Origin of the sequence: Bdellovibrio sp. ArHS, from assembly GCF_000786105.1 — a bacterium.
Taxonomy (GTDB): domain Bacteria; phylum Bdellovibrionota; class Bdellovibrionia; order Bdellovibrionales; family Bdellovibrionaceae; genus Bdellovibrio.
Genome location: NZ_JTEV01000030.1, coordinates 1 through 24,737, shown reverse-complemented (window position 1 = coordinate 24,737; position 24,737 = coordinate 1). Strand labels below are relative to the sequence as shown.

Below are 24,737 nucleotides of genomic sequence, written 5' to 3'. Positions count from 1 at the left end.
CTGACATACTTATTTCACGAAAAACTCATGACGGCAACAAAGCCATGCGGGACTTCACCCGACCGGCTTCCAATTCTTCCAACCAGTGGTTGACGTCTTTCATGGGGGCTGTCTCGACTTGTGGTTTGATTTTTCCCTCGGCAATCAATTGGAAAATTTCGTGCATTTCTTGATGTGTTCCCCAGAAAGCCCCTTGCACACGGACCTGATAAGTGATCATGGGGGCTGTCAGCACCGGGACCTGCGCCGAGCCCAATCCAACCAAAACAATGGTTCCTCCGGGACGGACATAGGTTTGTGCTTGGGTAAAAGTAGAATCCCTTCCCACAAAATCAACGACGACGTCGAACGAAGCTGGTTTTAGCTTATTGTCCATCTCTTTTGAATTCACGACTTCACTGGCGCCAAATTCTTTGGCCAGATCCAGTGCCGAAGATTTTAAATCAGTCGCCGTGACTTTTGCACCCAAGGCAACAGCCACTTGCACGCCGTTCATCCCTAGACCGCCAAGACCGATAACCAATACTTTGGAGTTGGTCTTCACTTCGCCCAAAGATTTTATTGCGTGATAAGGTGTTAAAACGGCATCCGTGGCGACCGCCGCGATCTCAGGTGAAATACCCGGAGGCACCTCAACGATATTTCTTGCAGGCACGACCAAATAGTCTGCATAAGCGCCGTCTTGACCTAAGCCAACAAATGTTCGCCCCGGTCCGTTACACAGGTTATCAAATCCTGTGCGACAGTAGGTGCAATCACCACATGGATTCGGGCCATGAACGGCATAAAGAACGCCCGTTTTAATTTCGGAAGTCACGTCACTTCCTTTCTCGACGACTTCGCCACAGGCCTCGTGCCCCATAGTGAAAGAGTTAGGAAAAGGAACTTCCCCGGCCAGGACATGCAAGTCAGAATGACAAATCCCTGCCGCCCGAATCTTTAAAAGCACATCTCGGGGGCCTGGTTTAGGCTTTGGAACATCCGTGAGTAAAAGTTTTTTTTCGCCAGGAACATAACGGGCTGCAAACATGAGAGTCCTCCTCAGTGAGGACTCTAATTTAGCTCTCAAAACCGAAAACCAAAAGCTGTGCAAAACAGAATGTTAAAATACTAGTCGTATGTGTGGGCCTTTTATAGATAAGGTGTTCGATAGCGACTGTCCACTTCTGTGACAGAAAGCGTTTGGCATTGGCCGGCGCGATCTTCGATTTTGACCTCGTAGTCAATTTGCCAAGTATCTCCGTCTTCATTACTGTCGGCAATAGTGACTTTATAAAGAAAAGGATTGTTCCAACCATCGATCTTCGCAGACCAATAGTGTATCCCCTCGGAACCTTGAACAGCCCCAGCGACTTTTTTATAAAGTCGAATCGCCGCGGCTTTCGCATGATTTTCGCAAGAATCAGCCGCAAAAGACGAAACGGAAAAAAGAAGAACAAAAATGGCTAGCACGGACTTCATAACATCTCCTTTAAAATCGATAAGATCTTTTACCGCATTTTCTTTCAAAAAACTTGCCACGAGCAGCGGAGGAATGATGTTTGAGCATTTTATTTTTGCAAGCTTGTCGACGCCAAACTCTCTGCGACAGGATCTGAATCGACAGATGGAAAAACCCTTGCCTTTGCAAAGGTTTTTCTTGAAGAAAACTTACGCCAGAAAAGGATAGTCCGTATACCCTTCCGCGCCTGAAGAATACAACGTCTGCAAATTCAATTCATTTAATGGGGCATTCAGCAAAAGACGTTGCGGCAAATCCGGATTGGCAATGAACCAGCGACCAAAAGCCACCGCATCAGCAGCTTGACTCAAAAGCAGCTTTTCAGCGCTTTCTTTAGACAGCTTTTCATTTGCGATCAGAACGCCATGGAATTTTTTGCGAATCAAAGGAGTCAAACCATCAGCGCCTTCGTATTCGCGAGTGAAAATAAATGCGATCTGTCTTTTATTCAGTTCTTCGGCAACATAGCCAAAGGTTTCTGCGGGCGTAGAATCCCCCATATCATGAGAATCCCGACGAGGAGCCAGATGCACTCCTACACGCTCTGCGCCCCAAACAGCAATTACCGCGTCCGTGATCTCTAAAAGAAATCGCGCGCGATTTTCAATTGATCCACCATATTCGTCAGTGCGCTTGTTCGTGCCATCTTGAAGAAATTGATCGATCAGATACCCGTTCGCCGCATGCAGTTCAACTCCGTCAAAGCCAGCCTCTTTCGCATTTTGCGCGCCTTGTTTGTAGGCCTGAATGATCTCTTTGATTTCATGCAATTCTAAAGCTCTGGGGGTCACATATTCTTTCACCGGGCGCACCAGACTGACATGCCCCTTGGGTTTGATGGCAGAAGGCGCTACCGGCAATTCACCATTTAAATGGATCGGATCAGAAATACGACCGACATGCCACAACTGCATAAAAATAACGCCCCCTTTGGCATGGACGGCGTCAGTAATTTTCTTCCAAGCGCTCACTTGCTCTTTAGACCAGATGCCCGGTGTGTGGGCGTAACCGACCCCCATCGGCGTCACCGCTGTTGCTTCTGATAGAATCAGGCCTGCGGACGCACGTTGTTCGTAGTATTTTACCATTAGGTCATTGGGGACACGCCCCTCGCCGATCGCTCGGGATCGAGTCAAAGGCGCCATGATAATACGATTTTTTAAATTCAAGGGCCCCAACTTTAAGGGTTCAAATAGAACTGACATGCAGACTCCTCAGCAAAAGCAAACTTTGCTGACCATCATATAATGCAACTATAATTGTTACAATATAATTCAATGAGCACCGCAGTCCATCAAATAAAGAAAGATTCAGATTTGCAGCTGAAGGAATTTAATGTCGACCTGACTTCTTTGCTATGGTTTCAGATTTCATCTCCAGGATATCCCCCAACTTCCAGGGTCCCTCGATGGCGGCCTTCCCAGGACTAAAAATTCGAAAGTAGGCAAACCATTTTTTCCCAGGAATCGTTTTAATCCATACCTTTTGCTTTCCCAAGGGAGCCTTGGGTGAAAAATAAACATCGATGGATTTCAATCCCTTGGTCTCTTTCAATTCCTCCAAAGAGCGCAACGATGACTTTTTGGTTCCATTCTGAAGAAAACTTCGCGTGTCCGAATCATAAAGACTGACAGACCAAAAAAACTCTGTCGGCACCGGCAAAGGAATGCTGAGCTTATAGCTCTTACTACCGTCAAAGGCTCGGCCACTTCCATCTGTATACGCCCCCCAGGTCAAAGTGCCTACCCCCGAGTCGCGCTTCATCTGCGCAGCGGAAATGCCCAGCGATTGAACGAAGTAACGGTCACGGGCTCCGGGGTCCTTTTCCGGTTCTAGAGCCCAGGATGGGTCCGTACTTAAAAGCACCCACTCCCATCGTCGATCGCCCCAATTCACGCGGTCGGGTCGGTCCGAGGTAAAAGCCGTCTTCAGTAGTTGCTTTTTCCCTTCTTTGGCGGCTGCGGCCAAAAAAATTTTCGCCGACTCGTTCGGCTTAAAGATTTGATTTTTTTGAATACCAAACGTCTTCAGCTGATCGTACATTTCCTGATCCTTTTGAGGCAATGACTCGTCTTGAATCACCTGTGCCAACTTTTGCCAATACTGAAGATTGTCTTCCCATTTCACCGCAGTCATATCTGCTTTCTTTCCCTTATAACGAACAAGAGTCAGAGCTTTCGAAGGCTCTGAATATGTCAGCGGGTAAATACGGATCTCTTCAAGACTATCCTGGGCCGCATGCAGACTTTGTCCCGGTTGAGGAACGGCTTGGACGAGGATCAGAACTTTGCGGGTCGCAGATTTTCCAACGTAAGAACCCGGGGGAATCGGCTCTTTGTATTCAGACGGAATAATCACATACTTTCCGCCGTTACCCGCGTCCTTCCCCATCAAGCCTAGATCCATGATCCAACGCTGATGATGATCATTGATAAATCCCAAGAAAGCCCCTGCGGGGACTTCGACAGCATAAGCACTTTGCAAAAGATCCACCACCGCCGCCACAAAAGGCAAATTCGGATCCGTCGTCAATTTCGTCAGGGGAGCATCGGGCATGGCACTGAAGATATTTACCCCCTCTTGCACCCCCTGCTTTCGCAAACCCTCCATGAAGGCCTCCATGGATACAGTGGGGTACCAGAAACGATATAAGTCGGTGGCAGAATTCATGTCCTTAGGACGCTCAGGCGCGGCGACACCTAAAGAGGCGAAAAGTATCATCGTGGCAAAAATGAACTGCATAGGACGTCCTCCTGAATACAATCAGAATCAGAAGGAAGTTCCGCAAGAGCAAGCACCGCACTCAGGCCGTGACGAGAAGCAACCCGCCTCTTTTCTTGCGTGGTATTTAACAAACTTCTGACTTAAAAGCCCTCGTGCCGAAGTTCTGTTAAAATACTCGGCCGCGTTGAGGCCAATCCCTTGATATGATCGAGAATCAAAAAAAAGGAATCCGATGAGAGGCGATCTTCTTAAATCGTCAGAGAGATCTATTTTCATTCCCGGCCGTAATTGCTGGCGTGTGGATCACTTTCACCATGGCCGAGTTCTTATTGACTGTGCGGATTTTTATCGCGCCTTGCACTACGCTTTCAGTAAAGCACAAAAATCTGTCTTCATTATCGGGTGGGAGATCGACAGCAACATCCGTCTTCTTAGGAAAGACGAAGAGATGAAGGCGTCCCGACCATCCATTGTGGTAGATTTATTGACGCAAAAAGCGCAGGAAAATCCCGCTCTGCAAATCTACATCCTACCCTGGGATTCTTCAATTGTCTTTCTGGGCGAGCGCGAATTCATGGGCGAATACATCTGGATCAATAAGGGGCTTGAAAATATTCATTTCTGTCTGGATCAGACAATTCCTTTAGGCGGCAGCCACCATCAGAAGATTATTTTAGTGGATGATGAAATCGCTTTTTCCGGCGGCATGGATATCGCACGTCAGCGTTGGGATGAACGTGCTCATCATATCTATGATCCCGAGCGCACCGATGCCAATGGCCCCTACGGCCCTTACCATGACGTGCAAATTCTGGTAGATGGACCGATTGTCAAACACTTCGCCGAACTGGCCCGACAACGTTGGTTGCAAGCCGCAGGATATGAAGCTCTTCCCGTCAATGCGAGCCCGTCTTTTCCCGAGGATCTGCCGGCCGTCTGGCCCCGCCAATTTGAAGTCGCATATTCGGACATGGTGGGCGCCATCGCGCGCACCCTTCCCGCTACGGAAGACGACCGCGGTTCACGGGAAGTCTTTCATATGTATTTAGATCTCATTCATCAGGCCAAAGACTTCATCTATATCGAAAATCAATTCCTCACGTCGCAGGAAATTGCCGTGGCACTGAACGATCGCCTACGTCGCGAAAAAAATCTGCGTGCGTTGCTGGTCAGCTCATATGATCCTCAAGGAGTCTTTGAATCCGAAGGCATGTGGGCCAGTCGCATCGACTTCAAACGAAGCGTGGAAGACGGTGTTGCGAAAGACCGGGTGCAGTTTGCCTGCTCCGGTGTTCTAAATGAAAAGAACAAAGTAGTGCATAAGCGCATTCATTCCAAAGTGATGGTGATCGACGACAATTTTTTCGTGGTGGGGTCCTCGAATCTGACCAATCGTTCGATGACCTTCGACACCGAGTGTGACTTCGTGGTCCAAGGACGCCATAGCGAAGAGCGCCGTCATATCGTTCATCTTCGCAACGACTTGATCGCCGAGCACGCCGGTCGGACGGTGGAAGAAATTGACCGAGTCATGCACGAGCCTCAGCCGTTCAAAGCACTGATGAGTCCCTGCATATCGGGCGCCTATTGCCTTTTCGAGATCGACGATGCCCAGTTCACCACACAGAACTTTAAGTCCATCGCCAACAAGGTAGCGGATCCCCAAGTGGGAGAAGAAAAAGCTCTTTTTATTTTTCGCAACCCCAGTAAATACATGGTTCCTATCGCTTTGCTTTTCATTTTCGCCGTCAGTGGTTTGGTCTGGTTTATCAATGAACATATGGCGTGGTTCAGTCCCCAATCTGTCGAAAGTTTTTTAAAGACGGCGCGCCAATCACCCTGGGCGTTGTTACTCGTCTGGGGTGCATATATTGTTGGTGGTTTTATTCTTTTTCCTGTGACGCTGATGTCTTTGATAACCGCCGCTGTGTTTGGCTCAATCTTAGGGCCGCTTTATGGAATGTCCGGCGCTCTGATCAGTGCCACGGTGATGTTTTATCTGGGTCGGTGGATGGGGCGACGCGGACTCAACGGTTTTCTGGGCAACCGCCTGCGCAAAATCGATCATCAGTTCCGAGAGGCCGGCGTTCTTGGCGTCACGGTTTTAAGAATGATTCCCGTGGCCCCCTTTAGCATCGTCAACGTGGCTGCGGGCATCTCTTCGCTGCGCTTCTCTGATTTTCTTTTAGGAAGTTTTTTTGGCTTTCTTCCTGCCTTCATCGTGAAAGGCTTGGTGGGAGATTCCATCACGCAGATATTCCTGCACCCGACACCGCGAACTGTCGGCATGTTGATTTTGGGGATCGTCTTATGGATGCTGTTGGTCGTCGCTTCGTATTTTCTAACTCGCTGGTGGCGCCGCAGGAAGCAGTATGATTCTTAGAGTCGTCACCTATAATATTCACGGTGCTCGAGGGATTGACGGCAAAAGAGACTATTTGCGGATCGGACTTTTTTTAAAGCATCAGAATATCGATGTCGCCTTAATTCAGGAAATGGACACCCGCTTCGCTGATCGAGACTCGGTCACGGATATTGAGGAACTTAAGACGGACCACTTTAAAACATTTATCTCGGCCCCGACTATGCAAAACACTTTGGGTTGGTACGGCAACGCCCTTTTATCTCGCTTTCCCATAATAAATTACAACATCATCGACATCAGCGCCCCGGGGCGCGAACCACGAAATATTCTGGAAGTCTTTTTGGCGACCCCCAAGGGCCCTTTGCATATACTCAACACCCACAAAGGTCTAAAACCTTCTGAACGAAATCAACAGATGAAAAAACTGAATGAATTACTGACCCGCAAAAGCGAAATTCCACTGATCGTGGGTGGTGATATCAATGAGTGGCAGACTTATTCGGGCGCCCTGAAAAAACTAAATACGGTTTTACATCCCATTCCCTCGGGTCCCACATTTCCCACTCGCGCCCCGTTCCTCCGCCTGGATCGCATGTGGTGTCGTCCCGCGATTTTAGTACAAAGCTCAGAAGTTTTGAAAGCCAAAAACGTCAAATATTTTTCCGACCATTACCCGTTGATGGCAGAGATTAAACTTTATTGAAATACACCCGACGCCAGAGAAATCACTGCGCGCTTTCAGCGTTCTTTGAATTTTCCAAAAAGGAAATAAGCTCCACACATTTCTGCGCGCTGGATTGAACATAATCAAGATACTGTCGGGAAGCTTGAGGATGAAGTGTGTCGGCCACTGTTTTCACAACCGCAAAGGGAATTTTTCTGTGGGTGCAGATATAGGCAACGGCACAAGCTTCCATGTCAACCAGAGTGGCCGTGGGAAAACGACTCTTCAAATTATTTTTTCTTTCCAAGGCGCCAACAAACTCACTTCCTGACAGCAGGTCTCCTTGAAACACCTGAAAGGACTGCTCAGATAAATGCTCGTGATATTTTATATTCAGGCTCTGATCCGGCATCATAAAAATACTTTTCCGCTTTTCAGGAGCCAGGGATAGATGAAGGTCGCCACAAGCCATGATTTCGGTGCGATCGTCAAAAGTGCAAATAGCATCATGCTGTATAACTCGATCTGCGATCACCACATCGCCCACGGTCAGGCGTGAATCCAGTCCTCCTCCCAAGCCCAGAAGAAGAACATCTGTGTAGGTCGCTTCCGACAGGATTTGGGTTAAGATCATCGCGGCACTGATGGGCCCTACCCCCGTTTTGGCCACAGTGATTTTACTGCGGCCCCTGGATCTTTCCCATAAGACTACATCCGTTTGCGGCAACGTGCGACAGGTAAAACCGTCCGCCTTAACCAATTCACTGAATTCACTGTCCATTGCCGCTATAATGAGATGCTTTTTCATAAAAAGAAATTTAACAAATAATCGCCGCAATTCCTCACCTCATCGTCGCGCGTCATTCGATTCGTGTTAAAAAGCGCACAAAAGATCGTTTAGCACATATGTCATAAGCAATTACATGAATGAAAATCCGGAAGGAAACCTTCCCTTCTTATTTGTTCGCTGGCAAACATTTCCAATACGTCAGAAATCGTCCCCGGGAGGACTTAGCATGAATGCAAAGAAAATACTTATCATCGAAGATGCTAAGGACCTGTTGCTGCTCTACACGCGATTTTTGCAGAACACCGATTACGAGATCGCAACAGCCTCTTCGGCCCATCAAGCTCTTCAGTACCTAGAGAAAAACACTCCCGACCTCATCCTGATGGATCTCACTTTTCCAGACATGTCGACCATGGACTTCTGTGAAAAATTCACCGCATTGTCTCACCTCGATCAAGTCAAAAAAATTCTTATCAGCGGTCGCGATGATCTTAAAACATGGGTGGATGTGTTTAATGCGCAGGAGGGGCTGCGCAAGCCGGTTGAGCGCGCCACCATGGCGAAAGCTGTGACAACTCATTTGCCATGAAACATCTTTAAGCGCTTCATTATCCTCGACATAATGAAGGCATGCTTGCAACGGAAGAACTCAATAGGATCTGGCTGACGATCTCCAAAGATCAGACACTAAAAAAGAATGTCCACCATGAGCTCGCACAGCTTTATCAGGACGAGCTTTATCAAAAATGGTGGAGCTCTGACCCCCGCCTTCCCTTTGTCGTGGCGGAAGATCCGCGCTTTCCCATTTTACGAAGTTTAGCTTTCATTCAGAATCAGCAATTGCAAGTTAAGATCAACCGCATCGCGTCTCGCCTTTTTATAACTGACGGCGCTTGGATGCCGACGCCGATGCGAGTTTTTCCTGATCCAGATGAAGCTTTAGTTCTGCTGAAATATTGCGAGCGAAATAAGCTGCAACACTGGGCCGAATGGGTGATCGATCCTGCGGCGGGGAGGCGGCGAACACGGTGCGGATTTGCAGATCGCCTCTTTCCAACTGGTTAAAAAATTTGCGGAACAAAATGCAGTTCCGATCCGTGCGTGTTTTTTGACGTGGACTTTGGGCACACAAGAAAACAACGAATGGGAAGTTCCTCGACTGTGTCAAAAAATTTTCCCTGCCGCCAAAATTCAGTGGTGCCTGGAACAGCATGATTACGATGCACCGGATTTACCCAATCCGGCCCCTATATCTTCGATGTTGGAACATCTGGCGAAGTCACAGTATGTGGTCACGCAAGATGCCTCTGCCGTCGAACGGGCTTATCAAAAATTGGCGCAGAAACTTCTAGACGAAGGGTTCACGCACATCGCCTACGGTTTTTTAGATTGTGAATTGTAAGGGATATATTTCCCAGGGTCAGAAGAAAAAAATCCCCGAGATTGAAAACATCGCGGTCTTAATGAGTTTACAATAGGCCCTTCCTGGCATCCTCCTTGCTCTAATTAATTCCTATACTAAGGGAGGACTCATGAGTAAAAAGCAGACCAAAATCTCCTCTGGAAAAAATGCGGAACTCGACATCATCAACATGATACTGGAAGACCATAAACCTTTGAAAGAGTTGATCGAGGTGATGAAAGATTCTGAAAAAGGTCTTGAGGAACGACAAGAGGCTTTTGCCCAGTTCGCTCCTCTTCTTATCAGCCACGCTAAACCAGAAGAACAATCCCTTTATCGCTATATGAAAAGCGATGAAGAACTGCGCGAAGGTGGTTTTGAGGGAGATGTCGAACATCAGTTGGCAGATCAAATGGTCGAAGAAATTCTGCGCACGGAAGATGAAGATGTCTGGAGCGCGCGGGTCAAAGTCCTAGCGGAATTGGTCGAGCATCATATTGAAGAGGAAGAAGACGAACTACTTCCAGATTTCAAGAAACATTCCGAGACAAGTGACCGCGAAAAGCTCGGGCAACTTTTCCTGGATCTGAAAACACGCCTGCTTGAGCGCGGAGGCATGGATGCCCCGCATGAACGAGAAACTCACGCTCGTCACTAACCTAATTTATGAGACCCGACGATGTGAGCCGTCGCTATGCGATGGCTCTTTTAATCATCGACATGCAGTTAGTGGACCCAACCCTCAAGAATTGCGGCTAAAGATCCAGTGGCCATCACAATCCAAAGTGCCACGCCCATAATAAATGGCTTGATACCAACACTTTTGACCGTTTGCCGAGTAAGGTTTCCGCCGATCAGAAAAAGAGTCAGAACCAGAAGTCTTTTCGCCACCCATTCAACTCCATGACCCACCGGCTGCAATGCAGGCACCCAAGTCATAATTCCCGCCATGATTAAGAATCCCAGAATAAACCATGGCCGTTTGGCTTTCGCTTCGCCAGCCTGTTGTCCCTGATTTTTATATAGCAGTCCGATACCCAACGCGATCGGCACAATCCACAAAGCCCGAGCCAGCTTGACGGTCGTTCCCACTTCCAAAGCGTGAGGACCGTATTGCAGACTGGCGCCAACGACAGAGCTGGTATCATGAATAGCCAACGCACTCCACAGACCGAATTGGGTTTCACTCAAATTAAAATGATGACCAATCTGAGGAAAAATAAACAGGGCTAAAGCATTCAGCAAAAACACCGTTCCTAAAGCCACCGAAACTTCCGGTGGACGCGCGCGAATCACCGGCGCCACGGCGGCGATGGCGCTGCCTCCGCAGATGGTGGTTCCCACAGTAATCAAAGTGGAGGTGTTCTTTTCCACCTTCAATAAACGGCCCATCAAAGTGCCCAATAAAAGACCGACGGCAATTCCGACGACGGTATAGCCGATGCCCCGGGCTCCAACTTGTCCTACGGTGATCAAGTTCATGCCGGCGCCCAATCCAACCACCGCAAGGCTAAGCAATTGCGACGTCCAAACCTTCGTGCGCTCTTGATAAGGATTGCCCAGAGTCAAAGCTAAGACCATCCCAGCAATCAGCGCTAAGGCGGAAGAAACAGCCGGATGAAAGCAAAGTACGGCGGCAAAAGGAAAAAGAATACGAGCGATTTTTTGAGAATTCATGCTTCAAATCCTGCCTTTAATGGGCGCCGACTTCAATCTCGTATTTCTGCAAAAAAAGAACTTTCGAAAAGCACTCCGCATTTGACTTCAAACTTTTTTGTGAGAAGTTCAAAGGATTGAAACTAGCGTATTGGATTATTTTATCACTTGTCTTGCATTTACTGGCTGTAACGGCTTTGCACTGGGGTGCGACCTCAATGCCTGCCGAGCCCGTTGAGATTGTTGATCTTACAGTCATGGACTTGCCAGGCGCGGGAGCAACGCCAAAGGAAGTCACGCCTTTAACGCCGACTCCTCGCCCCCCTTCGCCGACGCCCCAGACCTCTTCTACGGATGAGCCAACAAAGCCCGCGGTGGCGACACCTTCTGCGCTAGAAGCGGATTCCTCGCCAACATCCACCGCCGGCAGTGAGTTTTCCGGTGGCACGGCCTCGTACGGCGAAATCACGCGCTTTCCGAAGGTAAAAAAAGAAATCAAGGCCCAGTACCCGGAAGAGGCGAAAAAAGCCGGCGTCGATGGTCCCGTGGTTTTAGAGATTATCATCGACAAAGCGGGTCAAGTGCGCGATGTGAAATTAGTGAGCGGTCCCGGCCATGGCCTGAACGAGTCGGCGATTGAGGCTTTGCGAAAATTCGAGTTTCAACCTGCTTTCAAAGGCGAAGAATCTGTTGCCGTTAAGATTCGCTACACCTATAGATTTAAATTGGAAGTTAACTAGGACCTTAGCGCAAAGGAAAAGTCCGTGAAATACTCAAGCCTGTTATTGTCATTGTTGATGGGACTTTCTGCCCAAGCACAGGAAAGCATTCCCTCCTTCGAAACCGTTGTTGAAGACGTCATCTTTAACACCTCGAACAAAATCGTGATCGATGAAGAAACCATTCGCGAATCGCGCGCACCGAACATCACGACTTTGCTGTCCAGCCAGGCCAATATCACGGTAACTAGCACGCCCTATCAGCCTAATTCCATCTTCATTCGCGGCGGCGATGCAAGCCACGTGATGATTCTTGTGGATGGCGTGCCCTTTTATGATGCCTCAACGATTCAACGCACCTTCAATCTCAATTCTCTGGATATCAAATCGGTGCGCCGTATTGAGATCATCAAGGGTGGTCAAACGGTGCTTTACGGCGGTCAGGCTTTAAGTGGCGTTATTAAGATTGATACAATTCCTGCCGAGTTTAAAACCAAAACAGGCCTGCAGGCGCAGATCGGCACACAGAACTTTCGCGACATCACGGCCGTGCACACCGAAGCACTTGATGAAAACAATGCGTTTATCATGCGTGGCCACGGAGCGTGGAAAGATGCAGAATCACCAGTCTTAGGCTCTGCGAAAACATACATTCGCAATAATTGGAATGCAGAGGGCACCTATGCGTGGAAGGGAAACATTGAAGGAAATATCAAGGCTCATTTTCTTCAGGATCTGAATGCCTCGCCCGCTTCCAGTCGTGCTAACAATGCTCTGTATGACACTGAAAACTTCGAGCAGTACACCCGACAAATCGGCGCTTCGTCCAACCTAAGATTCACGCAGACTCCGTGGGAGCCTCGCTTAGCCATCAGCACGCAAAACAGCTTGCGCAGCTACGACTGGCCGGTTCTTGGCCCCGACAATCCGTCGGGCACTGAAGATGATTACGGCGCCAATTTGCGCTCCGTACGCCTGGACTTCACCCCGTTCAAAGGAGACGAACTTACGCTCACAGGGGGATTGAGTTATATTTACGAGGACTTCGTTTATAGAAAAAAAGGCGCTGAACAAATCAACACCCTTTCAGAACAGCGCGGTCTTTTTCTAAAAGCGGATTATGTCTGGAATAAAAATTATTCGTTGGCTCTCGGTGGCCGCGTGGAAAACTGGGGTGACCAGGACCCTGTCGGCACCTATCAGGTGGGTTTAACGCTTTTTGAAAATACCAAGCTTGAAGCAACCTCGGGGTATAAAATTCCGTCTTTGTTCCAGCTTTACTCCAGTTATGGAAATCCGGATTTGAAAGCCGAAAATGCCAACCAATACAGTTTGATGCAAGAATGGATTATCAGCGACATTCAAAATGTTTCTGTGACCCTTTTCTATTCTGAGTTTTCCAATTTACTCTTAATTACGGGAACCCCCGGAAATTTCAAATACAACAATGTCGCGAAATCAGAAACTCGTGGCGTTGACGTGGCCTATACAATCCGACCGAACACAGCGTCCAGCATTGTCGCTACCTATGGCTATCAAGAACCTCGCGACTTTGAAAACGATCGCTGGTTGTTACGTCGCCCCTTGGTGAATGGAAGCCTGCGATATATTCAAGGCTGGGATAACAAACATTCCGCCTCTTTAGAATTTATTGCTGCGGGAACTCGTTTGGATAATGGTGCAACGGACGTGATTAGCATCCCGGGTTATGTCACAGCCAATGCTGCGTATTCTTATACCGTCAATGACAAGCTCACTCTTTACACACGTCTAAATAATCTGGCGGATCATCGTTACGAAGAGACCTATAGCTATTATTCCGAAGGCTTTAACACCTCTGTGGGTGGCGAGTACTGGTTCTAATTCGGAAAAAGAAAAAATCGGAGAGTCATCTCCGATTTTTTCTTTCTTTTTCTAAACTCGACGAGGTTATTTAACCGCGTAAATCAAACTGCCGCCTTTAAGATAGTTCACGACATTTTTAAGATTCTGCATTGAGACCGCGGGACATCCCCAGCTTCGCCCCTGCTTGATATTGGTGTCTTGAACGTAATCCGCGCCATGAATGACAACTGCGCGTGCCCGGGCATTGGAATTCGTTGTCGACAGGCCATCCAGGCGGAGCGACAAGCCGTGACCGCCCTGATAGGTTTCGGCCGTGCGATAGAAACCGATAGAGCTCGCATGGGCCCCTGAAGTATTGCTGAACTTCTCGGCAAAGCCGTCATGGTTGGCATCAGAGCCTTTTCCATGCGCGACACGAATCGCCCAGACAGCTCCGGTCTTCATGCTCACAATGTAGAAGCGCGCCTCTGAAGAATTTTTGCCAAAATCAATCACCGAAACAAAATCCTGATTCTTCAGGTTGTTTTTATTAGCATCAAAATACACCAAGGCCTTAGCTAAAGCCTCCGTGCGAACCATGCGCGTCGGATCGACGTAGTTGTATTTTTGTAAAATGCCCTCGCGTTGCGAGTCTGAAAGACTTTCCGAGGCATCTCGGGGTACTGAAGCGCTGGCTCCCGGATTGCCAACAATTTGTTCCTCTGTAGTGTCATCGGGAAGAGCGGCTGTATCTCCACCACCATTTCCCGCGCAAGCTGCCAGGATCATAAAAGAAGCTACCAATAGAGTCGCTGTAAAACGGGAATAGAAAGATTTGTTAACAGTCACTTGCATTCAACCTCCAAAGTTGTTTGATGTGCATGAACAAACCTTAAAGGAGAAAGATTACGCGATAGAAAAATTCGTTACGGAAGGATAAAGATTCGGACCAAGGCTGGGGCCGATTTCGAGAGGAACTTTAATAGCTAGGACAAAGCATGTGTTCTGACAGAAATGAAAATGTGTTTCGACAAAAAGGACGCGAAAGTTTATTGGCCTTTTTGTTCTAAAGCAGATTCCGCCAAATTGTTTTCCTGCTGGTAGCGGACATTTTCCCAAATTTTTCGACTGACCGGCCCCGGGAGCAGCCTTTCAATTTCGGATTTTTTTTGCGGCTGCAACGAGGACCACTGATACAAAATCTCTGCTTTCACCTCGCCCAAGGACTTTCGCGACTCTAAACTTTTCGTACTATCTTCTATGTATCCATTATTGACAATGTCCTTAAGGACGCCCACGGCTTCACCTGCCGGAACCTCCCGCAGTGATTCCAAAAGAAGATCCAACGCCACATTTTGCAAAATCACTTCATCCACCGTCAACGCAGGGGTCTGCAAAAGCTCACCTAATGAAGAAATCATTCGTGGATCTTTTAGCAGTTCTTGGCGCATTTTCTTTTCGTCCTCGTTCAAGAAGACCTTTCTGTGCACACGATGAAAGGCACTGAGTTCTTTTTTGTAGGGATAGTTTTTCCAGATAGGCGCACTTTCCGCCACCGGAACATTCGCCATCTTAGCAAGTGGCAGATCACTATGAACCTGTGCCGATTTCGCCGCCTCTGGAACAGAAACAGAATCGACAGCCTTTGGCACGGCCTGTATATTTTCATGAACCGAGTCCTTTTTAACAGAAAGAGAAGTCATGACCAGCATGACTCCTCCGACTGCAACTGCCACCCCCGTAAGGGCCCGCTGTTTTTTGGTCATTCTAGAATGCTCCTCGAGTCAGAGTTTTTCTGAATAAGGATCTGTTCAACTCTTTAGCTCCGTCGTTTTGGAAGTACGCCGAACCGTTCAAGTATCCATTTAGAACCAGGATATTGTGATGAATCGCCGTCGACTGAACGAAGATGTTGTAAACCTTTCCTGTATATTTCATCGGTGTGATCGAAACGATCTCATCCAACACACCACCCAGTTGCACTAAATCCTCGCCGACTTTGAAATCCTGCGCGGACTGCATAAAGCCATTTGCCGCCACCAATGGATGGTTCGGAGTGACTTTAAGGGTGCGACCCGATTTCATACGGAACTGGAGGATATCGTGTTCTGTCTCCATAAGCTCTGTGATCCACTGATCGACTTTTGTTTTTTGGATCGCTTTGCTGCCCATGCTTTGCGCGCTTTGCAAAGAGGCGACAAAGGCATAGTTCTTCGTCAACGCTTCAATGAAAGGCACATACTTCATTTCTGTGTTGCCCGCTTCCTGAGCCAGAATCAACTGTTCCGGCGTCGCACATGAAGACACACACACCGTGGCCACATAGACCGTCGAAGGCATGCTACATGCGGCAGTTTTCGAAGTCGGTGCAATCCAAGGTTTTTCGGGGCTGTAAGCCCGATTCATGAATGTCGGATACAAGTGCTGTCCGTTCGAGTTCAAAGCTACCGATGTCTTGCCCGATTTTGCCTTCACATCTTCAAACTGAGTCAGGAACTCTTTAATTAGAGGCAATTGATCCTGACACTTCACCATCCATTCATAGCGACCCTGCGCTTGCGAGTTACTCAAGCTGTCTTGCGAACAACGTCGGGCCACATAGTCACGGCAGTAGCTTTCAGCCACCCAAGCGCTGTATTGAGTTTCCGTTCCTGCTAACTGCACCTGATGATCAATACACGCGTAAGTGCTGACAGTCGTCACATTACGTTTATTGACGATCACACCAATTTGATTCGAAGGACATTTTTGTGAACTATTCGCTTCTTCAACAGAGGTTGCGGTTTCCTGGCGACGAACGGCTTCAGGATTGCCATCACAAACTCGTTCTTCCACCGGGTAAACCTGACCTACGCAACGCTCATTACTAACTTGCGTTCCTTTGTCATCCACGCAAACGAAGATGCGCGCCTGTTTACCACCACAATCCGCCGTACAAGCTGTGTAGTTTTCTGTGGGTACATATTTATATGTGGGACATACGCCGGCCGTTTTAATCGAACCCTGACGAGTATTCGAACTGATAATTTGACCGTCTTGACATTTTTGGTCTGCAACCTCGTTAAAGATGTCAAAGAATCCGGTTTCTCCGAAGGCACAAGTCAAGGACACTTTCACTTCGCCTGTAACGACTTCTGTCTTCACGGTACCGTGCGAACCGAAATCACCGCAGCCATTGTGGCAAGAGTTTTGGTTGTAAGAATCAGAGCCTGAAAGCACTCCGTTGTTACACACTCTTTCCTGGGAAACACTAGCACACGAGCCGACAGGCGAACTGGTCGAGTATAACACCTTCGATCCACCATGCGGCAGAACACTTCCATCAGGCAAGCGGCATGACTGCCCCTCACAAGAACCCTCATTGGTTACTTCTTTCACTCGAGAGGTTTCCACCCAACTTAACTTCTCGTTGACCAACTGACATTGTTCTTTGATCACATCACGATAAGAGATTTCTTTAGAACCATTCAAGCCACAAGCCATTGTCTCTGAATAGATGTCACCTTGAGATTCACGAGTTTGATCTTTCACGGTGCAGGAACCTGGAACCTCCGGCTCGGGCGTTGGTTCTGGATCAGGTTCTTGAGAGGCCGCAGTCACGGTGATGATATGTTTCAAATTGAAAAGCACCTGACTGGAATCACCTTTGAGCAACACCGCGCTGACCTCAAATGTGCCTTCTGCGGTATAGGTATGCTGAACATTTTGACCCGATGCCGAGCCACCATCACCAAAGGCCCAACGAATGGCGCCCACCTGATCAGCCAAACATTGTGGCATATAAAGAGACAAACTAACCGGAGATCCCACCTTCGCTTCAGAAGGACCCGAAATCGCGGCGGCCGCCGTACAAACCACCTGATCCTCTTCTTCAGAAATCACAATAGTTTGAGAAAGCATTTTCTCACCACCAGGATTTCCAACAACAAGAACTTTCACAGTGTAAGTTCCGGGATTAGCGTAGGTGTGTTGAATCGCTTCCATCGAGCTGACGGACGGCGTGCCGTCACCGAAAGTCCAATAAGCATCTAAAAGAGTCATCGTCTCAGGAATACCCACGTCGAAAGTCACGGGCTGTCCAGCTACTCCCACTGTCGGCGCCAACATCACAGGTTCGCCAGCAACCACCACGGTTTTAAAGGACACTTCTTGCGAAGTGACGCCACTCATGTCTTGAACCTTGGCCGTCATGATGTACGTTCCGGCCTTTTTATATACTGAAGTGACGCTGCTGGCAGTTCGTGCCGTACCACCGGCAGATTTCCACACGACTTCCTGAGTGCTATCACAGGACAGTTGCTCGTTCAGCTTATAGCGGATCGACTCGTTGGTCTGACCGACAGACTCGCCTTCGATCTTAAGGTCGGACGTGCTGATCTTTTGCGAGCCGGGTTTGCAGGTCAATGTGGAGCTGGAAAGATCCATCACTTCACTATTCTCCTGAGCCTTCTGACACCCCACCAACAGTAACAACAATCCTGTTGCAGCTAATCGCATCCCTTTGTTCATGGAAAACTCCTGGGTTGGTAATTATTATGTTTAAATTCTCAACCCATTCACTGGCTCTCTCAACTTTTTTAAAGTCCGTGGATCATCATGACTATGTAGACTCTCTAAAGATTTGACGCTTTAAAAAGGATTTTTCGAAGTTTCATTTTTTGTCGAAACTTTATTCAGACAGCTATGTCGCCGAAGGGCGTTTAGGAAAAAGAAGAATGACGGTCGTCCCAGAACCCTCACCCCGCAAGGATTGCGTGGACTCCACCTCGATCACCCCGCCAAAAAGGTGCATATAGTCGCTGACCAATGTGGTGCCCAGTCCGGTCCCGCTTTCGTTGGCGGTTCCCCGTCGCGAAAAAAGTTTTTTCCCTTTAAAGATATATTCCAGGTCCTCGGCGGGGATGCCGACCCCCTGATCCTTCACCCTTAATCCCAGATGTTCTGGCTTCTCGATATAATCAATGGTGATGCACTGACCGGGCTGGGAAAACTTAATCGCATTCGAAAGCAGATTCAGCAAAACCTGATTTACGAGGGCGGAAGGGTCCGCTTTGACGACTTTGCCTGGTGGCACGTCGATTATTATTTGGATATTTTTATTTTCAAGTTGCCAGCTGCAATGTTGAATCGCCTCGTCACAGGCGGCCCCCAGATCCACCGTCTGCAGTGGGCTTTTTGATTTTAATGAATAGACCACTTCTTCGTTACGGACAGCATGAAGAATTTTATCCAGACGCTGAATGGAAAGACCTATTTTTCGCGCATGTTCGCGAATCTGCGGTTCCTGGGCTAATTCTTCCAACATCTCGGAATGATACATGAGCCCCGACACTGTATTGGCAACGTCGTGGGACAACACCCGCACCAGACGATGATAACGTTCTTTGTCGCCCGCGGCCTGTTGCGCCAGACGCTTCTCCCGATCCAATGTTTTCAGCTTATAAGCAAGTCCCAAGGACAAAACCAACATTTCTCCCAGATTTGCAAAGAGCAACGAGTATTGGGTAAAGCTGGTCGATCTGACGAGGCCATGCAAAGACGCGATCCAAAAGAACGTACCAACCAAAACAACCAACCAACTGGCTAAAAAGTAAAGAGCCAGTCGGTTTTTCAGTTTTATCAGCGAATAGAACCCGCAAAAAATAAAGAACAGAATCGCACCGGCAATAGAAAGATCAATCCAGTAGCCGAACACAAAAAGTTCGCGATGCTTGGGCGCAAAAAAACTGACGAACACGGTGACGAGGGCCAAGCCACAAAACAGAATCGTACCGTAATAACCGACCCAAAAACTTCTGCCGATATTCAAAAAGCGTCGCACAAAGAGGGTCGCTGACAAAAGAGTCAACGAGGAAAAGAACATCAAATAGTTCGAAAAAACGAAATGTCCCTGAGGAAAAAGATAGGTGTCGAAGACTCCGTGCAGAACCATCGCGGTGACACCAAAGCTGAAAGCAAACACCGCGTAACTAAGATGATCTTTCTGTGACGTCGAAAGACCCACAAAAAAATTATAGATAACTAAAGAAAGAATTCCGCCGATGTAAAAAAAGAAAATCGCTTTGGCGGTCATCTCATTTTTTAAAAAAGTACTTTCGTCCTCAATCACCACTCGCCCGCTGAGGGCATGATGGGAGTCCCTTTTTAGGTACAAAACTTCTTCAGAGCGTGGTTTAAGTTCCAGCGGAAAAGCACCTAATCGAGAATGATAAAGACGGTCCTGTAAAGGAACCCCCGGTCCTGAAATCTGTTCAATTCCGTCTGCACCATACAGTGAAAGACGCCCTGCTAAGGGAGAATCCAAGTAAAGAATTTTCTTTTCCACTGAGTCCGAGTCATTAAAAAGTGTGACTCGAATCCATAAATCCTCTGCACTATAGCCCATTGCCAGATCCGGCGCGCTCTGATCTGCAAAAATAACTTCGCTGGGGTTTGTGGCCTGAGGGGAACTCACCCCGGTGGATAACTGCATTTGCAGACTAGCAATTGCGTTCGTGGCAAAAAAGAGTATGAACGCAACAATGTATTTCCGGAGTTCATTTAAGTACATGTACTCTTATTATTCTTTGCGATTCTATTGAGGTCAACACAATCGCTACTTCTTCGAAAGAGCGGACGGATTTACTGCGGTCATTGCTGGCTTCTTCCACTGACCTTCTCTGACTTCTTTCATAGGCGCATACATTCTTAAGACGGCGACAAAGGGCCCCGCGGGAGTCGGCAGCCAGTTGGTCTCTTTCGTGGGTCCCGGTGAAGTTCTTTGCAAGTGAATGGTTAAGCCACCATCACCATCACGTTTCAACTTTGATAAATTGTGCGAGCTGATGTGATAGCGGCTGATGGGATTTTTAACCAAATTCAAACCGGCATCATACATCGTTAACGACCAAAAGGCGCGCACCGGTGGCAAGTTGTTCTTTGTGAATCGCAACATATAGTTGTACTTGGAACCATCCAGCTTTTCGCCTTCATTGATCTCATCCACACGCCAGGCCACGGTCACAGCTTCTTCTTTCGAACTACCATAAAGCCCCAAAAAAGCGCCCACGGCGCGGTTCAGATAATTTTCTTTGAAGAACTCCCGCGTTCCATAAAGGTGACGGGTATCTCCAGTATTCTGCGCCACTTCGCGAATTTCTTGCAGCCCCTCTGCGTATCCTTTGCGAAGGGCGGCTCTTTGCTCAGGATTCAAGCGCGCCAACTCAAATGGTTGGCCTGGGGCAAGTCCTAAAGATTCAAAGTCCGCACGCAAGGCCTTTTCACTTTTTAAAACCGGCGACAATCCTAGAACAAAATTGAAAGTGGCAAAGTAGGAATCCACATCATTCACATCCAGAACAGGCGGAAATATCAAGGCAGGTTTTTGCACGGCGGTCCCTTTTTGCAAAACGCTTAAAGGCATCACCTTATATTGCGACTGCAAAGCCTGCACATTCACCAGGTCGGGTTCGTCAAAGATCTGCATTCTAAAAAGAGCCAGCGCGAACTCGGTTTCAACTTTAATAATTCGCCGAAAACCTGCTGCACTTCCCGTCCAGGTAGGACCGACGATCAGGAACGGCCCCTCTTCCCGGCCATCTTTGCGAGTACCCAGATAGTCCACGTTGTGCGTATAAAGATCCATGATCTGAACGGAGTGGTAACGGTCTTTAGTGATTTTGGGCAGTGAAATTACAAAAGGCTCTGCTCGTAAATCCATTAACAGGTAGCCATAAGCGACATCTAGATTCATCGACGGGGTTTTAAAACTGGCGTCTGGAAGAGTTGCCACGGTCCGAAGGGTGTTGACTGGGGCCTTAAAAGCTTTGGAATCACGGTTGTAGAACTGCTCGTAAATAGCCCGCGCGTTCTCGACAAGCGGATAGGCATAGATTGTGGCTTTCTTTGCCAACACTTCCAATTGACGAGCTCGGGTGTCCTCCGTTTGGCCCCACAAAATACTTGGGACCATTAACACCAAAATTAACAGCCGCATTGCCACCCCCACCAACATTCATCCTAGCGGCAAAAAAAAAGAGGAGTCCAAGGACTCCTCTTCATACTGAAATTATACAGCGACTGATATGCAATCAAACACTACTTCCCTTGCACATGAAGTTCTTCCATAGATCGTCCAAAATGTAATCAATCGTAACTTGTGGTCGTCTTCGCGCCATATTATTCAGTCATTTAGCCTCATCCCACAAGGACCCGATCATGTCGATACTCGAACAGCTTCTTGCACCCATGACCCTATCAGATTTTTCGACGAATCACTTATATCGCGAGCCTTACGCTGCGCCGGAAAAAGCGGCCTTTCTTCGCAAGAGCCTTTCCTGGAATACCTTGGATGAGATTCTTTTTACGGGTCACAAAAACTGTTGGCTTCCGCGACAGGGTCAACTGCCCACGGATGAAAACCTCAACACCGGTCAATTGACTTTTAGTCAGGCCAGAAAAGGTTTTATCGAGGGGCGCACAGTCCTAGTTCGTCACGCGGAACAAGCACATCCCGTTTTTGCGGCGATCGCTCGCGACTTCTACCGCCTTTTTAAGGCGCCCATCGATGTGCAGCTTTACTGCACTCCTGAGGGGCAGGAAGGATTTGACTGGCATTACGACTATGAAGATGTGTTCGTCATCCAAAGCCATGGCGAAAAAGAATTCCGTCTTCGCAAGAACTCTGTCAATCCCGGAGCTTCGCTTCGCAAAGAGTCTCAGGCCGAGGATCTTCGTAAAGAAACCAATCGCGCGGAAATTCGCTGCTATTTGAAGCCCGGTGATTGGCTTTATATTCCGGCGGGCTACTGGCATAAAGCCCTAGCCCTGACCGACTCTTACCATATTTCTGTGGGGGTCCTGAGGGGAAAAAGCAGCTCAAGTCCTTATTGAACGTGGCGATTATTATTGCTTCGAAGAGCATCCGACATCGCCGGGGGCATCAAATTAGTGATCATATCCAAGGTGGTCCCCATAAAACCTTTCTCGCTGACTTCCATCTTCATATCATTGAACTCGTCAGTCATTGCTTCGGCTTCTTCATCGGTAAAAAGCCCTTGAGCCACCATGAATAAATGATTTTCTTCCTCTTGAATGTGGTGTTCCAGGGACGATTGAAGTTTTCTGGCCGTGGTTTTCCAAGCCATATTTGCTTTATCCTGCACCTGCAAAACACGCAGAAGCGCCTCGGCCTCCATGTGCTCGCGATACGCGTGCATGGCATCGTCTTTAGAGTCTTTCAACATCCGCAGTGAATTATAAAGCACGGCTTCTTCCGCTCGAGCGTGTGGAATCAATGTCTCCACAATTTGCTCGATCAACTTCGTTCGCTGAGGCGAAGCTGTTTGAGTTTCCTCAAGTTCGATAAGACGCGCTAACAGTTCTTTGACTTCATCATGATCCTTACGGAGAGCATCGTAAATGAGCATAGTTTCCTCGCTTTTCAAATTTTATAATATTCAACCGCTCAGCAAAGAAGGCAAGTGAGGGACACTATCCATTGCCCGAAGACATGGATAAGGCGGTGCGCTTTTTCAAATCAAAAACTTCGGGTTCCGACAACACATGCAGTCTGACATCATGAATAGACATCGTCTGGTCCGCAGACGCCTCTGAAATATTGGTGTATGTCACGCCCCGGCCATCAAGTACGTAGACGGCATTTTCGCCCATGATGCGAAACTGTTCCTGTTCGACAATGATCGCCGTGCCCTCATCAATCCCAATTCCCAAAACGCCGGGGTTCAGAGCCACAGCCCCTAACAATCGGCCGATGCGTCCGCGCTGGGCAAAATGTTGATCGATAATCAGACTTTCCACGAAACGCATACCTGGAGCCATCATCCAGTTTCCCACTTTGTGAGATTCGGCATTTTCCCCACCGACAAGCATGATTTCACCCATGACACTGGCCCCGGCGGAAGTTCCCGCCAAGGTGCCCCCTTTTTTAAAAACTTCGATGATATAGTCCATAACCAAAGTTCCTCCCAGCTTGCTCGTCAACTTGAGTTGATCACCGCCAGTAAAAAAAACCACTTTGGCTTTATCAAAAAGTTTTTGTAAATCCATGGTGCGAACTTCTTCGGGTTGATTGCAATGGAAGTGCTCGATTTTTTTGACGCCTAATTTTTTGAAAATTTCCCGGTATTCGGGCCACACTTCGTGCGGGACTTCACTGGCGGCCGTGATAATGATGAGCTTTCCTCCATGAACCCGGGCGGCGATTTCTTTGAGTATTCTTTTTTCACCCGTTTTATCCTCGCGGCCACCGATAATGATCAGCGTCCCCTGGGGATGAAGCACTTTGACATGCCGGGCTTCAGATCTTCGAATCTTCTTCTTTACGGATTCCATAAACATCAAATTCCCTTCTTGAGTCAGGAGGTCTGTTAATGAAATTTAATTTTCCATCTTTCATCAGAATCTGTCCCCGAGATATTACATGTTTCATCTCAAAGGTGTTCTTGTCGAAGACCGCAACGTCCGCATCACACCCCACGGCCAGGTGCCCTTTACGACTGAGCTTTAAGGCCCGTGCGGTGTTGCTAGTAAAGTGTTTTAGTAGCTCCTCAAGTTTAAATCCGTGTTGTAAAACACAGGCTTTTATTTCGTACCAAAGATCTGCCGGTGGTCCCTTGCTTGCATCGGAGGATACTGTCAACTGATCCAACGGACCTTTCAGTTCTTTGTACACCTGATACCAATAGCTAAAGTCGCGATCCCACAAATCCAGATCGACATAACAGCCCTGTCGGGCCATTTCCACTGCTTCTTTAATCAAGGCCTCGCTGCGTCCGATGTGGGTGATATGAAAATTTCCAGGCAGCACAACGTGTTTTTCCATCAGATCTCGCAACGATTGCATGCGACGAGCGCCGTCGCCGACATGGATGTGCGCAACCCCTGGTTTATTTGCCAACATGCCACCGACGTATGAATCAATGCAGGCTTTGGCCAAATCTTTGATCTCGGGTTCTGGAGCCCGACGATCCGCGATCGCCAACTCGCCCACCCCAATGACTTCCGGAATATAAATCAGATCATCGCGCACAGAGCCCGTCAAAGTTTTGGGCGGACAATCATACCCGCCAGTATAACAGTAGGCGGTCAAACC

General features: G+C 48.1%; 24 protein-coding genes. 10 read left to right on the top strand and 14 right to left on the bottom strand.

The annotated features are described in order from the left end of the window. Positions 1–25 precede the first annotated feature (25 nt). From OM95_RS14820 to OM95_RS14805, 4 genes are all read right to left on the bottom strand, one after another. A complete protein-coding gene (locus OM95_RS14820; RefSeq protein ID WP_041875451.1) occupies positions 26–1,030 on the bottom strand; it encodes a zinc-binding dehydrogenase in 1,005 nt (334 codons plus the stop codon). Between the two features lie 101 nt (positions 1,031–1,131). After that, on the bottom strand, positions 1,132–1,461 hold the full coding sequence (locus tag OM95_RS14815; protein WP_291516546.1) for a hypothetical protein: 330 nt from the start codon (positions 1,459–1,461) through the stop codon (positions 1,132–1,134). A 189-nt stretch (positions 1,462–1,650) separates the two neighbouring features. After that, positions 1,651–2,706 carry an alkene reductase gene (locus OM95_RS14810; RefSeq protein WP_041875446.1) on the bottom strand — a complete coding sequence of 352 codons (1,056 nt, stop codon included), beginning with the start codon at positions 2,704–2,706 and terminating at the stop codon, positions 1,651–1,653. 127 nt (positions 2,707–2,833) lie between these two features. Further along, positions 2,834–4,111: a DUF1214 domain-containing protein gene (locus tag OM95_RS14805; protein ID WP_291516544.1), complete on the bottom strand. Its 1,278-nt coding sequence runs from the start codon at positions 4,109–4,111 to the stop codon at positions 2,834–2,836. A gap of 10 nt (positions 4,112–4,121) precedes the next feature. Here OM95_RS14805 and OM95_RS17420 point away from each other — a divergent pair, with 10 nt between their 5' ends. The 3 genes from OM95_RS17420 to OM95_RS14795 all read left to right on the top strand — a co-directional run bounded on the left by OM95_RS17420 (position 4,122) and on the right by OM95_RS14795 (position 7,293). Continuing rightward, entirely contained in the window at positions 4,122–4,364 is a 243-nt protein-coding gene (locus OM95_RS17420) for a hypothetical protein (protein ID WP_291516542.1), read from the top strand. Positions 4,365–4,457: 93 nt separating this feature from the next. Continuing rightward, positions 4,458–6,608, top strand: coding sequence for a VTT domain-containing protein (locus OM95_RS14800; RefSeq protein WP_041875441.1), 2,151 nt, complete (start codon positions 4,458–4,460; stop codon positions 6,606–6,608). Continuing rightward, positions 6,598–7,293: an endonuclease/exonuclease/phosphatase family protein gene (locus tag OM95_RS14795; RefSeq protein WP_041875439.1), complete on the top strand. Its 696-nt coding sequence runs from the start codon at positions 6,598–6,600 to the stop codon at positions 7,291–7,293. Before OM95_RS14800 ends, OM95_RS14795 begins: the two co-directional genes overlap by 11 nt. Before the next feature lie 22 nt (positions 7,294–7,315). On the opposite strand, the gene mtnN is transcribed toward OM95_RS14795, so the two are convergent. Further along, positions 7,316–8,062, bottom strand: coding sequence for a 5'-methylthioadenosine/S-adenosylhomocysteine nucleosidase (mtnN, locus tag OM95_RS14790; RefSeq protein WP_041875437.1), 747 nt, complete (start codon positions 8,060–8,062; stop codon positions 7,316–7,318). 208 nt (positions 8,063–8,270) lie between these two features. Here mtnN and OM95_RS17415 point away from each other — a divergent pair, with 208 nt between their 5' ends. From OM95_RS17415 to OM95_RS17410, 4 genes are all read left to right on the top strand, one after another. Beyond that, positions 8,271–8,633: a response regulator gene (locus tag OM95_RS17415; protein WP_291516540.1), complete on the top strand. Its 363-nt coding sequence runs from the start codon at positions 8,271–8,273 to the stop codon at positions 8,631–8,633. A 41-nt stretch (positions 8,634–8,674) separates the two neighbouring features. Further along, positions 8,675–9,109, top strand: coding sequence for a hypothetical protein (locus OM95_RS14780; protein WP_041875435.1), 435 nt, complete (start codon positions 8,675–8,677; stop codon positions 9,107–9,109). Then, the gene (locus OM95_RS14775) at positions 9,081–9,446 is read left to right on the top strand and encodes a hypothetical protein (protein ID WP_041875433.1); all 366 of its coding nucleotides are present in this window, start codon (positions 9,081–9,083) and stop codon (positions 9,444–9,446) included. The genes OM95_RS14780 and OM95_RS14775 overlap by 29 nt, the downstream gene beginning before the upstream one ends. 130 nt (positions 9,447–9,576) lie before the next feature. Beyond that, complete coding sequence (locus tag OM95_RS17410; protein WP_291516538.1) at positions 9,577–10,104, top strand: hemerythrin domain-containing protein; 528 nt, start codon at positions 9,577–9,579, stop codon at positions 10,102–10,104. A gap of 68 nt (positions 10,105–10,172) precedes the next feature. Here the strand turns inward: OM95_RS17410 and OM95_RS14765 are convergent, their stop codons facing one another. Then, positions 10,173–11,123, bottom strand: a complete 951-nt coding sequence (locus OM95_RS14765; RefSeq protein ID WP_041875431.1) for a putative sulfate exporter family transporter — start codon at positions 11,121–11,123, stop codon at positions 10,173–10,175. Between the two features lie 116 nt (positions 11,124–11,239). On the opposite strand from OM95_RS14765, the gene OM95_RS14760 reads away from it, so the two are divergent. Together OM95_RS14760 and OM95_RS14755 are read left to right on the top strand one after the other, a co-directional pair. Continuing rightward, the gene (locus OM95_RS14760; RefSeq protein ID WP_291516535.1) at positions 11,240–11,842 is read left to right on the top strand and encodes an energy transducer TonB; all 603 of its coding nucleotides are present in this window, start codon (positions 11,240–11,242) and stop codon (positions 11,840–11,842) included. Between the two features lie 24 nt (positions 11,843–11,866). Beyond that, positions 11,867–13,684, top strand: coding sequence for a TonB-dependent receptor (locus OM95_RS14755; protein ID WP_041875429.1), 1,818 nt, complete (start codon positions 11,867–11,869; stop codon positions 13,682–13,684). A 66-nt stretch (positions 13,685–13,750) separates the two neighbouring features. Here the strand turns inward: OM95_RS14755 and OM95_RS14750 are convergent, their stop codons facing one another. The 5 genes from OM95_RS14750 to OM95_RS14730 form a co-directional block, all read right to left on the bottom strand. After that, positions 13,751–14,500, bottom strand: a complete 750-nt coding sequence (locus OM95_RS14750) for a murein L,D-transpeptidase catalytic domain family protein (protein WP_291516533.1) — start codon at positions 14,498–14,500, stop codon at positions 13,751–13,753. Positions 14,501–14,694: 194 nt separating this feature from the next. Continuing rightward, complete coding sequence (locus tag OM95_RS14745; RefSeq protein WP_041875426.1) at positions 14,695–15,411, bottom strand: hypothetical protein; 717 nt, start codon at positions 15,409–15,411, stop codon at positions 14,695–14,697. Position 15,412: 1 nt separating this feature from the next. After that, entirely contained in the window at positions 15,413–18,154 is a 2,742-nt protein-coding gene (locus tag OM95_RS14740; RefSeq protein ID WP_041875423.1) for a PKD domain-containing protein, read from the bottom strand. A 172-nt stretch (positions 18,155–18,326) separates the two neighbouring features. Further along, a complete protein-coding gene (locus OM95_RS14735) occupies positions 18,327–20,117 on the bottom strand; it encodes a sensor histidine kinase (protein ID WP_041875491.1) in 1,791 nt (596 codons plus the stop codon). A gap of 123 nt (positions 20,118–20,240) precedes the next feature. Beyond that, complete coding sequence (locus tag OM95_RS14730) at positions 20,241–21,620, bottom strand: DUF1254 domain-containing protein (protein WP_291516531.1); 1,380 nt, start codon at positions 21,618–21,620, stop codon at positions 20,241–20,243. 221 nt (positions 21,621–21,841) lie between these two features. On the opposite strand from OM95_RS14730, the gene OM95_RS14725 reads away from it, so the two are divergent. After that, a complete protein-coding gene (locus OM95_RS14725) occupies positions 21,842–22,516 on the top strand; it encodes a cupin domain-containing protein (protein WP_041875417.1) in 675 nt (224 codons plus the stop codon). Here OM95_RS14725 and OM95_RS14720 read toward each other — a convergent pair. From OM95_RS14720 to OM95_RS14710, 3 genes are all read right to left on the bottom strand, one after another. Next, on the bottom strand, positions 22,510–23,052 hold the full coding sequence (locus OM95_RS14720) for a hemerythrin domain-containing protein (protein WP_041875414.1): 543 nt from the start codon (positions 23,050–23,052) through the stop codon (positions 22,510–22,512). The two genes, OM95_RS14725 and OM95_RS14720, sit on opposite strands and share 7 nt — an antisense overlap. Before the next feature lie 64 nt (positions 23,053–23,116). Next, a complete protein-coding gene (locus OM95_RS14715; RefSeq protein WP_291516529.1) occupies positions 23,117–23,977 on the bottom strand; it encodes a cyanophycinase in 861 nt (286 codons plus the stop codon). Continuing rightward, positions 23,943–24,737 (bottom strand): amidohydrolase family protein (locus OM95_RS14710; protein WP_041875411.1); only part of this gene is annotated, 795 nt, incomplete at its 5' end. The genes OM95_RS14710 and OM95_RS14715, both read right to left, overlap by 35 nt.

What these genes read in the sequence shown, in the direction of transcription:
- OM95_RS14820 (WP_041875451.1), bottom strand. Translation starts at nt 1,030, where the DNA reads ATGTTTGCAGCCCGTTATGTTCCTGGCGAAAAAAAACTTTTACTCACG.
- OM95_RS14815 (WP_291516546.1), bottom strand. Translation starts at nt 1,461, where the DNA reads ATGAAGTCCGTGCTAGCCATTTTTGTTCTTCTTTTTTCCGTTTCGTCT.
- OM95_RS14810 (WP_041875446.1), bottom strand. Translation starts at nt 2,706, where the DNA reads ATGTCAGTTCTATTTGAACCCTTAAAGTTGGGGCCCTTGAATTTAAAA.
- OM95_RS14805 (WP_291516544.1), bottom strand. Translation starts at nt 4,111, where the DNA reads ATGGAGGGTTTGCGAAAGCAGGGGGTGCAAGAGGGGGTAAATATCTTC.
- OM95_RS17420 (WP_291516542.1), top strand. Translation starts at nt 4,122, where the DNA reads ATGGATACAGTGGGGTACCAGAAACGATATAAGTCGGTGGCAGAATTC.
- OM95_RS14800 (WP_041875441.1), top strand. Translation starts at nt 4,458, where the DNA reads ATGAGAGGCGATCTTCTTAAATCGTCAGAGAGATCTATTTTCATTCCC.
- OM95_RS14795 (WP_041875439.1), top strand. Translation starts at nt 6,598, where the DNA reads ATGATTCTTAGAGTCGTCACCTATAATATTCACGGTGCTCGAGGGATT.
- mtnN (WP_041875437.1), bottom strand. Translation starts at nt 8,062, where the DNA reads ATGAAAAAGCATCTCATTATAGCGGCAATGGACAGTGAATTCAGTGAA.
- OM95_RS17415 (WP_291516540.1), top strand. Translation starts at nt 8,271, where the DNA reads ATGAATGCAAAGAAAATACTTATCATCGAAGATGCTAAGGACCTGTTG.
- OM95_RS14780 (WP_041875435.1), top strand. Translation starts at nt 8,675, where the DNA reads ATGCTTGCAACGGAAGAACTCAATAGGATCTGGCTGACGATCTCCAAA.
- OM95_RS17410 (WP_291516538.1), top strand. Translation starts at nt 9,577, where the DNA reads ATGAGTAAAAAGCAGACCAAAATCTCCTCTGGAAAAAATGCGGAACTC.
- OM95_RS14765 (WP_041875431.1), bottom strand. Translation starts at nt 11,123, where the DNA reads ATGAATTCTCAAAAAATCGCTCGTATTCTTTTTCCTTTTGCCGCCGTA.
- OM95_RS14750 (WP_291516533.1), bottom strand. Translation starts at nt 14,500, where the DNA reads ATGCAAGTGACTGTTAACAAATCTTTCTATTCCCGTTTTACAGCGACT.
- OM95_RS14745 (WP_041875426.1), bottom strand. Translation starts at nt 15,411, where the DNA reads ATGACCAAAAAACAGCGGGCCCTTACGGGGGTGGCAGTTGCAGTCGGA.
- OM95_RS14740 (WP_041875423.1), bottom strand. Translation starts at nt 18,154, where the DNA reads ATGAACAAAGGGATGCGATTAGCTGCAACAGGATTGTTGTTACTGTTG.
- OM95_RS14735 (WP_041875491.1), bottom strand. Translation starts at nt 20,117, where the DNA reads ATGCAGTTATCCACCGGGGTGAGTTCCCCTCAGGCCACAAACCCCAGC.
- OM95_RS14730 (WP_291516531.1), bottom strand. Translation starts at nt 21,620, where the DNA reads ATGCGGCTGTTAATTTTGGTGTTAATGGTCCCAAGTATTTTGTGGGGC.
- OM95_RS14725 (WP_041875417.1), top strand. Translation starts at nt 21,842, where the DNA reads ATGTCGATACTCGAACAGCTTCTTGCACCCATGACCCTATCAGATTTT.
- OM95_RS14720 (WP_041875414.1), bottom strand. Translation starts at nt 23,052, where the DNA reads ATGCTCATTTACGATGCTCTCCGTAAGGATCATGATGAAGTCAAAGAA.
- OM95_RS14715 (WP_291516529.1), bottom strand. Translation starts at nt 23,977, where the DNA reads ATGGAATCCGTAAAGAAGAAGATTCGAAGATCTGAAGCCCGGCATGTC.